Source organism: Rhodopseudomonas sp. P2A-2r (assembly GCF_026015985.1).
In the GTDB taxonomy this organism is placed as follows: domain Bacteria; phylum Pseudomonadota; class Alphaproteobacteria; order Rhizobiales; family Xanthobacteraceae; genus Tardiphaga.
Genome location: NZ_CP110389.1, coordinates 1,837,803 through 1,849,871 on the forward strand (window position 1 = coordinate 1,837,803; position 12,069 = coordinate 1,849,871).

Below are 12,069 nucleotides of genomic sequence, written 5' to 3' on the forward strand. Positions count from 1 at the left end.
GACCACCATGAAAATGCTGACTTCAGTTCTGGCGCTCGGGCTTGCCGGCGTCACCTCGATTTCCGCGGCGCGCGCCGACGGCGAGACCATCGCGGTCTTCACCAAGAACCAGACCAATCCATATTTCCAGACAGTGCGCGTTGGCGCCGACGTTGCGGCGAAATCGATGAACGCAAAAGTCCTGCACTATATTCCCACCAAGCCCGACAGCATCCCCGAGCAGCTCAGCCAGATCGAGGACGTGATCGTCAAGAAGCCGTCGGCCATCGTCTTCATCCCGGTCGACTACAAGGCGATGGTACCGGGTGCAGAGAAGATCAATGCGGCCGGCATTCCCATGGTCAACGTCACCGACCGCTCGGCCGGCGGCAAGTTCAGCAGCTTCGTCGGCGCCGACGATTACAGTCTGGGCCTGGAGACGGCGCGCTATCTGCTCAAGAGCCTCGGCGGCAAGGGCAAGATCGTGATCATCGAGGGCGTCAAGGGCTCGCTGACCAACGTTGACCGCGTCCGCGGCTTCAACGATGCGCTGAAGGAGAACGCCGGCGCCAAGCTGGTGGCCTCGCAGCCCGCGAACTATCAGCGCCTGGCAGCGCTGCAGGTGATGGAAAACCTGATGCAGTCGAACTCCGAGATCGACGGCGTGCTGGCCGCCAACGACGCGATGGCCGTCGGCGCGATCGAAGCACTGGACGGCGCCAACCGCAAGGCGCTGGTGGTCGGCATCAACGGCACGAAGGAAGCCGTCGACGCCATCAAGAGCGGCAAGATGCTGGCCAGCGGCGACTACAACGGCTTTTTGCAGGGTTGCCTCGGCACGATGATCGCGATCCGCGACCTCCGCAAGCAGCCGATCGTGCCTGAGATCGTGCTCGCCCCCACCGTCATCACCAAGGACAATTACAAACCCTATGATGTGGCTCTCGAAACCCGCGCCTGCCCGAGCTGGGAAGAGGGTTCGAAAATGGGTATGAAGAAATAGCTGAAGCCGGGCGGGGGCCGCCGCCGCAGAGCGACGGCTCCCCTCCCGACAACGCAACTGCAAAGGATATGATGTGCTGTTTGCTCTCCACGCGATTGACCGTCGCGGCGCGCTGCCAAAACGGCTCGCCAACTACGATGCCCACAAGGCGTTCCTGTCCGACACCAGCCCTTATGGGGTCAGCATCGCGATGTCCGGCCCGCTGACCGCGGATGACGGCACCACCATGATCGGCAGCCTGTTCCTGATCGAGGCACCCGATCGCGCGGCTGTCGAGCGCTTCAACGCGGCCGATCCGTTTTACGCGGCGGACATCTGGGAGACCGTCAGCATCACAGGCTTTATCCGGCGACAGGGCTGACCGACATGTTTCCAGAACGACAGGCGACCTGACGCCCGCGATGGATGTCGACGCTGCCGTCTGCCGTCGATCAGTCTGTTTTGCAACGAGTTGGCCTGCGGGCGTTCATTTCCCGACGCAGGATTATCGGCAACATTCCGCCAGCCCTGAGCGTCTCGACTTCCAGCGAGGTCTCGATAGCCGCCGCGGTCTCAAAGGTGGCGCAGTGTCGAACCGTCGAACGGCAAGCTGACGATGACTGAGGGGACGGTGAATGTCGGGAGCCCTGTGTGCATCATATTCCTGACGGTGGCATGATCGGAGTGGCCGTGATAACGGCGCGGCGGCCGCTCGAGAAGTGACGTTAAATTCGCTCCCAGCATCTTCTTGTTCAGCAGAGCATCCGACTTTGGACGTGATCGGCGGGTCTGCATCTGTAGTCGCGCTGACTCGAATAGCAGACTTAGCGGCTCCGCCTCTTCTCGCTGCGATGCCGCAGGCCTGATCGTGCGAAAAGATAGCGTTCATCGACTTACTGGGTGCGGGCGGGCGCATGTTCGGAGCGGCAACTGACCATTATTGCACGGAGCGGCAGCCAGAATACTGAGCGGCTTTCCTCGACCGACCGCTCCTGGCGCGAAGCGGACATATTTTCGCCTATTCACCTTTTTGAGCTTGGTCAGTTAGCGACTTGACGAGAGAAGCTCGCACCCCGGATACGTGTTCGCGCATCAGGATTTCGGCGCGGTAGGGCTCCCGCGCCAGGATGGCCTCGAAGATGCGGTGGTGATCGTCATGGCGGCGGCGGACGTCGCGGTGTTCGAAGGCGACGATGTTGCGGCTCGACGACATCGGCACGTGGTGGCAGATCCGGATCATCTCGGCGAGCATGCGGTTGCGCGCTGCCCCCAGCAGCGTGTCATGAAAATCGCCATTGATGCCGCGGTAGACGGTGATGGCGCCGGCCTCGAAGTGGCCCGGCGCCAGCAACGCATCGCCGGCTATCAGGCTCCGTTCGATGACGGCGCGCTCTTCAGCGGACAAACCACGCTCGGCGGCAAAGCGCGCGGCGACGCCTTCCAGCGAGGCGCGGATCTCATAGGCGTCGACGATGGCATCGAGCGGGAATTCGCGCACCGTGAAACCCCGGTTGGGCGCGTAGTCGAGCAGGCCTTCGCCGGCCAGCGCCTGCAACGCCGCCCGCACCGGGGTGCGCGACACCGCCAGCGTCTTGCTGAAGCGGACCTCGTTGATGCGCTCGCCGGCGCTGACCGCCCCGTCGAGGATCGCCTCACGGATCTGCTCTGTCACCGACAATGATCGGTTGCCGGATCGGGCCACAGCGAGGGGTGGAGATCGATCGGTTCAGGCTCTATGACCATCCGGCGCTCCCAAGTGAATACACTTACGAAGTGTGCGGCCAAGCGTCGCTGACATCAACAAAATAGTTGGCTAATTCGCTCGATATTCCGGCCGCTCATTAATGCGGCAAGGCGCGGAAATGATATGCAGATGAACAAGTGTATGTAATTGTCGTTGACTCACGGCGCTGTTGGAGGATGATACGGCCGTCAATGACGACGAAGGTGATCCATGGCGGCAGCGAAACCAATCAGCGAAAACGCCATCGAGGAGATCACCTCGGATCGCGGCCCGCACTACGAGCCGTTCGGTTGGCATCACTGGCCTGAGCATCCCTGGCTCGCCTATCAGTTCCGTCGCGGCCTCGGTGAGACCCAGGAAGGCGGCGGCGCCGTCAGCGAGGTGCTGCTGGCCGGATCGCGCATGATCCCGGGCGATCTCGAAAGCTGGCACGCGGAGTGGATGGTGATTGCCGACAGCAACTGGCAGCGCGGTCTGGCCGAGGAAAAGCTCGGCCATATCCGGACCGCCATGAACTGCTTCCTCCGGGCTGCGGACTACTATCGCCAGGCCGAATTCCACCTCGAACCGGACGATGCCCGCCGGCTGCCGACCTTCGAGAAGATGGAAGCCTGCTCGCACAAGTTCATCTCCTATCTCAATCCGCCCGGTGAAGTCGTCGATATCCCCTACGAGGATGGCAAGCCGATCTGCGGCTATTTCATCCGCGCCCCGTTCCCCGGCAAGAAGCTGCCGGTGTTGATCTGCATGGGCGGGCTGGATTCCATCAAGGACGAGATGTGGTTCATGCAGGCGCACGGCTGCCTGCAGCGCGGCATCTCGGTACTGATGGTGGATCTGCCCGGCCAGGGCGGCACGCTGCGCCGCCATGGCCTTGCCACGCGCGTCGATTCCGAAGTTCCGGTCGGCAAGTGCATCGACTGGCTGGAGCAGCGCGACGACGTCGACGCTTCGAAGATCGGCGTCTGCGGCTCCAGCATGGGCGGCTTCTACGCCGCGCGCGCCGGTTGTTACGAGCATCGCCTGGCGGCCGTGATTTCGCACGGCGCGGTGTGGTCGGTGCACGACATGTGGGGCCAGAAGGGCGACGATTTCGGGCTCGCGATGCACATCCGCTGGGTGTTTGGCGCCAAGACCATGAAGGAAGCCCACGTGCTGATGAAGCCGTTCACGCTGGAAGGGCATCTCGAACACATGAAGGCGCCGTATCTGGTGCTGCATGGCGGCCACGACGTGCTGACCGTCACTGCGGCACGCTCGACCTATGACCATGCGATCGCCAGCGGAGTCGATGCGACGCTCCGCGTGCTGCAGCCCGACGAGACCGGCGCCGAGCATTGCCAGCACGACAACCCGACCATCGGCCAGGAAGTGCTGGCCGACTGGCTCGCCGACAAGTTCGGTATCGATCAGCGTGCGTTGCTGAAGACCTCCTTCAACCCGCTGGTGTAACGATGAATCTCGGCGTCGACACCATCAAGGCCGCTGTCGTTGCGATCGACCTGCATCGCGGCCATCTCGACATGACCGTCGCCACCATGCCGACCACACCGGACGTGGCGACGCGGATCATTGCCGCCAACAAGCGGTTGTTCGACTGGTGCCGGAGTGTCGGCATCCCTGTGATCCATCAGGTCACGTCGTACCGCGACGAAGCGGAGATCCGCGCCAACCCATTCTGGCGCACCCGCGCGGAAGATCCCAATGCGACCCGCAAGAACGTGATGCGGCACAACATCATCGGCGGCCCCGGCTGCACGGTGATGCCCGATCTACTGGATCCGCGGGACTTCATCGTCTCCACCAAGAAGCGCTACGACTGCTTCCTCGGCTCCGACCTCGATTTCCTGCTGAAATCGCACGGTATCAACACGCTGCTGATTACCGGCGTGAACACCAATTCCTGCGTGCTAGCGACCACGACCTCTGCCAATGTCCGAGACTATTCGGTGATCGTCGTCGAGGACTGCGTCGACAGCATGGACGGCCCAGCGATGCACGAAGCGGGCCTCGCCTGCATCCGCACCGCCTTTGGCTTCGTGATGGACACCGACGCGGTGATTAAGCTTGACGGGCTTGCCGCATGAAACTTCACCGCATTCACAACCTGAAAGGCCAGCCATGACCGGTCCCATGCAGCCGCGCGAGCGCTCCGACTATTCGGCGATCGTCGACCGACCGAAGATGAAGCTGCCCGGTGGCGCCAAGATCGTCATCTGGACCATCGTCAATCTCGAGGTCTGGGACATTTCCAAGCCGATGGCGCGCCAGGTCATTCCGGCGCCCACCGGCGCCGTGCTGCTGCCCGACGTCGCCAACTGGAGCTGGCACGAATACGGCATGCGGGTCGGCGTCTGGCGCTTTTTCGATCTCTACAAGAAGCAGGGCATCAAGCCGACGCTGTCGATCAACGCCCGCGTCTGCGAGGATTATCCTCGCGTCGCGCAGGAAGCCAAGGACGCCGGCTGGGAATTCATGGGCCACGCCTATGAGCAGGGACCGATCCACAAGGAGCCGGACCAGCAGGCGATGATTGCGCGTTCGATGGACGTCATCGAGAAGTTCACCGGCAAGCGCCCGGTCGGCTGGCTCGGGCCCGGCCTGACGCAGACGCTCGACACCCCGGAATACCTCGCAGAGGCCGGCGTCAAATATATCGGCGACTGGGTCTATGACGACGAGCCGACCACCATCAATACCGCCAAGGGGCCGCTGGTGACGCTGCCCTACACGGTGGAGCTGAACGACATTCCGATGATGATGGTGCAGCACCACGAGAACGATCACTTCAAGAAGCGGGCGATCGACATGTTTGACCGACTGTACCAGGAGAGCGAGGACCGCCCGAAGGTCGTGTCGCTGGCGATTCATCCCTACATTTCCGGCCAGCCGTTCCGCATCAAATATCTCGAAGAACTGTACGACTATTTCAACGGCCACGAAGGCGTCGTGCACTGGAACGGCGAGCAGATCCTCGACTGGTACAATGGCCAGAAGGCCGAGATGGACAAGAACAAGTGAACGCCACTCTCCCCCGCATGCCGTCTTCTATCCCGGTCACCGCAGTCCCGGTGGTCGGCGGCGGCATGTTCCCGGTGCGGCGTGTCTATTGCGTCGGCCGCAACTATCTCGACCACATCCGCGAGATGGGCGAAGCCGACGAGCGCGATCCGCCGTTCTTCTTCCAGAAGCCGCGCGATGCTGTCGTTCATGACGGCGCGCGCGTGCCCTATCCGCCGTTCACCGACGATCTGCAATTCGAGGTCGAGCTGGTGATCGCGATCGGAAGCAGCGGCAAGAACATCCCGGTCAAGCAGGCGCTCGATCACATCTGGGGCTACGCCGTCGGCATCGACCTGACCCGCCGCGACCGCCAGTATGAATCGCGCGACCGCAAATGGCCGTGGGAAATGGGCAAGAGCTTCGACGCCTCCGCGCCGTGCGGGCCGATCGTGCCGGCGCGCGATGCCCGCTATTTCAAAGGTTGCGCCATCATTTTGTCGGTCAACGGCGTCGAGAAGCAGCGCGGCGACATCGGCCAGATGATCTGGAGCGTTCCGGAGATCGTGGCGCAGCTGTCGCAGCAGATGACCTTGCATCCGGGCGACCTGATCTACACCGGCACGCCCGCCGGCGTGGGCCCCGTTGTGCCTGGCGACGTCATCGACGCCCGCATCGAGGGCCTGCCGTCGCTGACCATCAGCATCACCGAGCGGGAAGCCTGACATGCTGCCGACCGAACGCATTACCTATTCGCCGATCGTGACCCGCCCGCCGATCAAGCTGCCGGACGGCAAGCGCATGGCGGTGTGGGTGATCGTCAATGTCGAGGAATGGGACATCAACCAGACCATGCCGCGCACGGTGCTGACGCCGCCCGCCGGCGGCTCGCCGATGCCCGACATTCCAAACTGGGCCTGGCACGAATACGGCAACCGCGTCGGCTTCTGGCGCATGCTGAAAGTGTTCGACGACTATAAAATCCCGGCGGCGCTGGCGATCAACGGCGCGGCCATTGCGGCTTATCCTGAGATTGCGGACGCCGCAAAGGAGCGCAACTGGGAATTCATTGGCCACGGCTTTACCCAGCGCAACATGCAGAAGGTGGAGAACGAGCAGGACGACATCCGCAAGACCGCCGATGTCATCGAAGCCGCCACCGGCAGGCGCCCGCGTGGCTGGCTCGGACCCGGCCTCACCGAAAGCTGGAACACGCCGGACCTGCTGAAGCAGGAAGGTTACGAGTATGTCTGCGACTGGGTGCTGGACGACCAGCCGGTGTGGCTGGAGACGACAACGACCCCGATCGTCAACGTGCCCTACACCCAGGAATGCAACGACGTCGCCATGATGCTGATTCAGCATCACAAGGCGTCGGAATATTACGACCGGGCAATCGACCAGTTCGAGCAGATTTATGACGATTCGGCCGACTCCGCCCGGATCATGGCACTGGTTGTGCATCCCTACATCATGGGGGCGCCACATCGCCTGAAACACTTTCGTCGCATCTTCGAGACCATCCAGCAGAAGCCGGATGTGGCGTTCATGACCGGCGAGCAAATTCTCGACTGGTATCTTGAGGTCGGACCCAAAGCACCTACCGGGGCGCCATAGACAGTGAGCATCTTTCAAATCCTCAGCGGCCTGACCTTTGCTGCGTTGCTGTTCGTGGTGGCGAGCGGCTTTACGCTGATCTTCGGGCTGTTGCGGATCGTCAACCTGGCGCACGGCGCACTGTATCTGTTCGGCGGTTATGTCGGCTTTACAGTGGCGACGAAGACCGGCAGCTTCGTGCTCGGCGGCGTCGGTGCTATGGCGGCGATCGCTGCGATCGGATTGGTCCTCGACCAGGGCCTGCTGCGCTTTGTCCGCGGCAACGAGTTGCGGCAGGTGCTGCTGACGCTCGGCGTCGCGTTCTTCCTCAATGATCTGTCGCTGGTGATCTGGGGCGGCGACAGCTTTACGGTGCCGATCCCCGCCATCTTGCGCGGTGGCACCAAGGTGTTCGGCACATACTATCCGATCTATCGGCTGTTCGTGCTCGGCATGGGCATCTTCGTGTTTGCCGGCCTGTGGCTACTGCTCAACCGCACAAGGCTCGGCGCGCTGATTCGCGCCGGCGTCGACGATGCCGAGATGGTGGAGGCCTCCGGCGTCAACATCCAGCGCGTCTTCCTGTTCACCTTTCTGTTCGGCTCCGCTTTGGCCGGCCTCGGCGGCTTGATGGGCGGCGCCTTCCTGTCGCTGTATCCTTCGGCGGATGCGGAAATTCTCACCTTCAGCCTCGCGGTGGTGATCATCGGCGGTCGCGGCAGCCTGGTCGGCGTCGCCATTGGCAGCCTCCTGGTCGGCCTGCTCAACACGCTCGGCCAGGTGATGTTTCCCGAGCTCGCTTACTTCGTCATCTTCGGGCCGATGGCGATACTGCTCGCCTTCCGTCCGCTCGGCCTGTTCGGACGTGCCACATGACCATGACTCCTATCGTTTCCGAACCCTCGCGCATCGCCGGCATGAGCGGCCGCGCCGCCATCGTTGCCGGTCTGGTCATGGTGGTTGCGGCCTGTCTGCCGCTGCCGCTGTCAAATTATCAGGTTGGCCTCGCCACCGAAGTGCTGATCTTCGGCATGCTCGCGATGTCGATCGACATTCTCGCCGGTTTCGCCGGCCGCACCTCGCTGGGACACGGCGCTATCTTCGGCGTGTCTACTTATGTCGTCGTCTATAGCACAGCCAAGCTGGGACTGTCGCCTGCGGCGGCCTTTGCGTGCGGCGTGCTGGCGGCCACCGCGGTCGCTTCGGTGTTCGCGCTGCTCGCGGTGCGAACCTCCGGCGTCTACTTTCTGCTGCTGACTTTGGCGCTGGGCATGATCGTGTGGGGCGTCTGCGTGCGCTGGACACCGGTGACCGGAGGCGAAAACGGCATGCGCGCTGACGTCCGCCCGGCCATGCTGCTGAGCCACAATGCGTTTTACTGGGCGGTGCTGGCCGGTGCGGCCATCGTGTCGTTCGCCATGTGGCGGTTCGTGCACTCGCCGTTCGGCCTCACCCTGCGCGGCATCCGCGACAGCGAAAGCCGGATGCGCAGCCTCGGCTATAACGTGCCGCTGCACCTGTTCATCGGCTTCACGGTGTCGGGCTTCTTCGCCGGCGTGGCCGGGGCGCTGTACGCGATGTTCAACAATTTCGTCAGCCCGTCGACGGTTGCGCTGGCGCAGTCCGTCGAAGGCGTGCTGATGATGATCGCCGGCGGCGTCGGCACCTTGTTCGGCGCCTTCGTCGGCGCCGCAGCCATCATCGCATTGGAAAACGTCGTCAGCGCCTATACCGAGCGCTGGCAGATGGTGCTCGGCATCACCTTCGTCCTCATCATGATCTTCGCCCCCGAGGGCATCACAGGCAAGCTGCGCGGCATGCTGTCGCGCAAGGTGCGCTAGTCAATGTTGTCACGAAAGGACATCGAGATGGACCGCAGGCAATTTCTGAAGACCACCACCGCTGTGCTCGCGGCGACCGGCGTCGGCGCCGCACCCTGGCGCTCAGCCTCGGCCCAGGCGGCGCCGATCAAGATCGGCCTGCTGGCGCCGCTAACCGGTGTCGTTGCATCCGGCGGCAAGGAGATGGTCGAAGGCGTGCAGTTCTATCTCGAGCAGGTCAAGAACGAGATGGGCGGCCGCAAGGTCGAATTGATCATCGAAGATGATGCGTCGAATCCCGATACCGCCTTGCAGAAGGCCCGCCGTTTGGTCGAGCAGGCCAAATGCGACATGCTGATCGGCGACCTTCTCGCCAATACCGGCCTTGCAGTGGCCAACTACGTTAAGGGCACCGGTACGCCGTACTTCATTCCGATCATCGCCGCCGATGACCTGACCCAGCGCGCCCGCATCAAGAACGTGATCCGCGTCGCCGGCTACACCGCCAGCGCCTTCACCCATCCGTTCGGCGACTGGTGCCTGAAGCAGGGCTACAAGCGGATCGCCACCATAAGCCAGGACTACACCTTCGGTCACGAACAGTGCGGCGGCCTTGCCCAGGTGTTTACCGAAGGCGGCGGCGAAATCGTGCAGCAGTTCTGGCATCCGCTGAATACCGCGGACTTCAGCCCGTATCTCGGTCAGCTCGCCGAGCTCAAGGTGGATGCCATCTTCGCCATGGAGACCGGTGCTGACTCCACCCGCCTGATCAAGCAGTACGCTTCGTTCGGTCTGAAAGAGAAGACGCCGCTGCTGATGTCTATGAACGGCACGGACCAGTCGGTGATCCGCACCATGGGCGAAGAATGCGAAGGCATCATCTCGGCGGCGCAGTTCGCCGAGGGTTCGGACAACCCGGTGACGGTTAAATTCGAGAAGGAATACGAAGCGAAGTACGGCAAGATTCCGTCGCTGTACGGGTTCTCGATGTATTCCGGCATGATGTGGATCGACGCCGCGCTGAAGAAGATCGGCGGCAAGGTCGAGGACCGCGACATGTTCATCGATACTGTGCTGAAGACCCAGCTCGACGATTCGCCCCTGGGCAAGACGGTCAAGTTCGACGCTTACGGCAACCCGATCTACGACGTCTACATCCGCAAGGTCGTCAAGCGCGCCGACGGAAAATTCTGGAATGTGCCGATCCAGACCTATCCGGCGGTCGGCCAGTTCTGGAAGTACGATCCGGAGACCTACATGAAGCAGCCGCCCTATTCGCGCACCTTCCAGGGCATCAAGAAGGCTTGATGGCTTCTTCACCCCTCCCGTTGGGGAGAGGTCGAATCGCGCAGCGATCCGGGTGAGGGGCTTGGCGCGTACAGAGTTTGTGGCGCACCCTCACCCCATCCCTCTCCCCGGTGGGGGAGGGGGCCTACGACGTTCGTTGTTGAGTTTGAGTGTGCCACTGACTACCAACATCAACTGGAATCCTCCTTGTCCGAACCGATCCTCACCCTGACCGATGTGGTCGTCGCCTTCGACGCTTTGCGCGCGGTCGATGGCGTCAGCCTGACCGTGCCGCGCGGCCAGCGCCGCGCCATCATCGGGCCGAACGGCGCCGGCAAGACTACCCTGTTCAATGCCATCGCCGGCGCGGTGCCGCCGACGTCGGGAAAAATCATGTTCGACGGTCATGCGGTGACAAGGCTGCCGCCGCATCGCCGCGCCCGGCTCGGAATCTCCCGCACCTTCCAGATTACCAACCTGTTTCCGACCCTCACCGTGCGCGACAACATGGTTCTGGCGCTGCGTGGCCTGTCACCGCGAAAATTTGCGCTGTTCGGCAAGCCGGACACCGACGCTGCGGAAGCGCAGCGGATCGACACCGCCTTGCATGCGGCGCGGATCGGCGCGCGCGCCGATGTCATCGTAAAAGAAATGTCCTACGGCGAGCAGCGCCAGCTCGAGATCGCCATCGCGCTGGTCACCACGCCGATGCTGCTGCTGCTCGACGAGCCGGCCGCCGGGCTGTCGCCGTCGGAGCGCTCCATGGTTGCCGAGATCATCCGCGGTCTGGATCGCGACATTACCGTGGTGCTGATCGAACACGACATGGACCTCGCGCTGGGTCTCGTCGACCACGTCACCTGCATGTTCGAGGGCCGCGTCCTGGTCGAGGAAGCGCCCGACGGCATCCGCCGCAACAAGCAGGTACAGGAAGTCTATCTCGGGAAGCCGCGTCATGCTTGAGGTCAGGGATCTGCACAGCGGCTATGGCGAGGCGGTTGTGGTGCGCGGCGTCTCGCTCGACGTCAAGGCCGGCGAGATCGTCGCATTGCTCGGCCGCAACGGCATGGGCAAGACCACGTTGATCCGCTCGATCATGGGGCTGGTGCCGCCGCAAATCCGTTCCGGCTCGATCACATGGCGCGGCGACAGTCTGGTCGGCCTCAAGCCGCATGACATTGCGTCGCGAAAAATCGCCATCGTGCCGCAGGGGCGCCGGCTGTTTCCGTCGCTAACGGTCACCGAACATCTCACCATGCTGAAGAGTGCCCGGGCAAAGGACGGCTGGACCGTCGACCGGGTGTTCGGAATCTTTCCGCGGCTGGCCGAGCGCCGCCATCACCGCGGCGGGCAATTGTCCGGCGGCGAGCGCGGCATGCTCGCGGTCGGCCGCGCGCTGATGATCGATCCTGAACTGATCCTGATGGACGAGCCGTCGGAAGGCCTGGCGCCAGTGATGGTGCAGCATCTCGAGGAGATCATTCTCGATCTTAAGCGCGAGGGACTGTCGATCCTGCTGGTCGAACAGAACCTCTACAGCGCGCTGGCGGTGGCCGACCGCGTCTACATTCTTGAAACCGGCCAGGTGGTGCATCAGGGCGATGCCAAAGACCTGAGCCAGCAAACCGACCTGCTGTTCCAGCGGCTCGGCGTGCAGTGAG

General features: G+C 62.9%; 13 protein-coding genes. 12 read left to right on the top strand and 1 reads right to left on the bottom strand.

Annotated features, from left to right (window positions below; genetic code table 11):
* Positions 1–7: 7 nt before the first annotated feature.
* Positions 8–982, top strand: a complete 975-nt coding sequence (locus ONR75_RS08675) for a sugar ABC transporter substrate-binding protein (protein WP_265082231.1) — start codon at positions 8–10, stop codon at positions 980–982.
* Positions 983–1,055: 73 nt separating this feature from the next.
* Positions 1,056–1,343 carry a YciI family protein gene (locus ONR75_RS08680; RefSeq protein ID WP_265082232.1) on the top strand — a complete coding sequence of 96 codons (288 nt, stop codon included), beginning with the start codon at positions 1,056–1,058 and terminating at the stop codon, positions 1,341–1,343.
* A gap of 636 nt (positions 1,344–1,979) precedes the next feature.
* On the opposite strand, the gene ONR75_RS08685 is transcribed toward ONR75_RS08680, so the two are convergent.
* Positions 1,980–2,633, bottom strand: a complete 654-nt coding sequence (locus ONR75_RS08685; RefSeq protein ID WP_265082233.1) for a GntR family transcriptional regulator — start codon at positions 2,631–2,633, stop codon at positions 1,980–1,982.
* 282 nt (positions 2,634–2,915) lie between these two features.
* Here ONR75_RS08685 and ONR75_RS08690 point away from each other — a divergent pair, with 282 nt between their 5' ends.
* The 10 genes from ONR75_RS08690 (at position 2,916) to ONR75_RS08735 (ending at position 12,068) form a co-directional block, all read left to right on the top strand.
* Entirely contained in the window at positions 2,916–4,157 is a 1,242-nt protein-coding gene (locus tag ONR75_RS08690) for an alpha/beta hydrolase family protein (protein WP_265082234.1), read from the top strand.
* Between the two features lie 2 nt (positions 4,158–4,159).
* Positions 4,160–4,792: a cysteine hydrolase family protein gene (locus ONR75_RS08695; RefSeq protein ID WP_265082235.1), complete on the top strand. Its 633-nt coding sequence runs from the start codon at positions 4,160–4,162 to the stop codon at positions 4,790–4,792.
* Positions 4,793–4,826: 34 nt separating this feature from the next.
* Entirely contained in the window at positions 4,827–5,726 is a 900-nt protein-coding gene (locus tag ONR75_RS08700) for a polysaccharide deacetylase family protein (RefSeq protein ID WP_265082236.1), read from the top strand.
* A 17-nt stretch (positions 5,727–5,743) separates the two neighbouring features.
* Positions 5,744–6,430, top strand: coding sequence for a fumarylacetoacetate hydrolase family protein (locus tag ONR75_RS08705; RefSeq protein ID WP_265083596.1), 687 nt, complete (start codon positions 5,744–5,746; stop codon positions 6,428–6,430).
* A gap of 1 nt (position 6,431) precedes the next feature.
* Complete coding sequence (locus ONR75_RS08710) at positions 6,432–7,322, top strand: polysaccharide deacetylase family protein (protein ID WP_265082237.1); 891 nt, start codon at positions 6,432–6,434, stop codon at positions 7,320–7,322.
* A 3-nt stretch (positions 7,323–7,325) separates the two neighbouring features.
* Positions 7,326–8,177 (top strand): branched-chain amino acid ABC transporter permease, encoded by an 852-nt coding sequence (locus tag ONR75_RS08715; RefSeq protein WP_265082238.1) that lies wholly within the window; start codon positions 7,326–7,328, stop codon positions 8,175–8,177.
* The gene (locus ONR75_RS08720; protein WP_265082239.1) at positions 8,174–9,142 is read left to right on the top strand and encodes a branched-chain amino acid ABC transporter permease; all 969 of its coding nucleotides are present in this window, start codon (positions 8,174–8,176) and stop codon (positions 9,140–9,142) included. Before ONR75_RS08715 ends, ONR75_RS08720 begins: the two co-directional genes overlap by 4 nt.
* A 27-nt stretch (positions 9,143–9,169) precedes the next feature.
* Entirely contained in the window at positions 9,170–10,429 is a 1,260-nt protein-coding gene (locus ONR75_RS08725; protein WP_265082240.1) for an ABC transporter substrate-binding protein, read from the top strand.
* A gap of 186 nt (positions 10,430–10,615) precedes the next feature.
* Complete coding sequence (locus ONR75_RS08730) at positions 10,616–11,371, top strand: ABC transporter ATP-binding protein (protein ID WP_265082241.1); 756 nt, start codon at positions 10,616–10,618, stop codon at positions 11,369–11,371.
* Complete coding sequence (locus tag ONR75_RS08735; RefSeq protein WP_265082242.1) at positions 11,364–12,068, top strand: ABC transporter ATP-binding protein; 705 nt, start codon at positions 11,364–11,366, stop codon at positions 12,066–12,068. Before ONR75_RS08730 ends, ONR75_RS08735 begins: the two co-directional genes overlap by 8 nt.
* Position 12,069: the final 1 nt, after the last annotated feature.

What these genes read in the sequence shown, in the direction of transcription:
- ONR75_RS08675 (WP_265082231.1), top strand. Translation starts at nt 8, where the DNA reads ATGAAAATGCTGACTTCAGTTCTGGCGCTCGGGCTTGCCGGCGTCACC.
- ONR75_RS08690 (WP_265082234.1), top strand. Translation starts at nt 2,916, where the DNA reads ATGGCGGCAGCGAAACCAATCAGCGAAAACGCCATCGAGGAGATCACC.
- ONR75_RS08695 (WP_265082235.1), top strand. Translation starts at nt 4,160, where the DNA reads ATGAATCTCGGCGTCGACACCATCAAGGCCGCTGTCGTTGCGATCGAC.
- ONR75_RS08700 (WP_265082236.1), top strand. Translation starts at nt 4,827, where the DNA reads ATGACCGGTCCCATGCAGCCGCGCGAGCGCTCCGACTATTCGGCGATC.
- ONR75_RS08705 (WP_265083596.1), top strand. Translation starts at nt 5,744, where the DNA reads ATGCCGTCTTCTATCCCGGTCACCGCAGTCCCGGTGGTCGGCGGCGGC.
- ONR75_RS08710 (WP_265082237.1), top strand. Translation starts at nt 6,432, where the DNA reads ATGCTGCCGACCGAACGCATTACCTATTCGCCGATCGTGACCCGCCCG.
- ONR75_RS08720 (WP_265082239.1), top strand. Translation starts at nt 8,174, where the DNA reads ATGACCATGACTCCTATCGTTTCCGAACCCTCGCGCATCGCCGGCATG.
- ONR75_RS08725 (WP_265082240.1), top strand. Translation starts at nt 9,170, where the DNA reads ATGGACCGCAGGCAATTTCTGAAGACCACCACCGCTGTGCTCGCGGCG.
- ONR75_RS08735 (WP_265082242.1), top strand. Translation starts at nt 11,364, where the DNA reads ATGCTTGAGGTCAGGGATCTGCACAGCGGCTATGGCGAGGCGGTTGTG.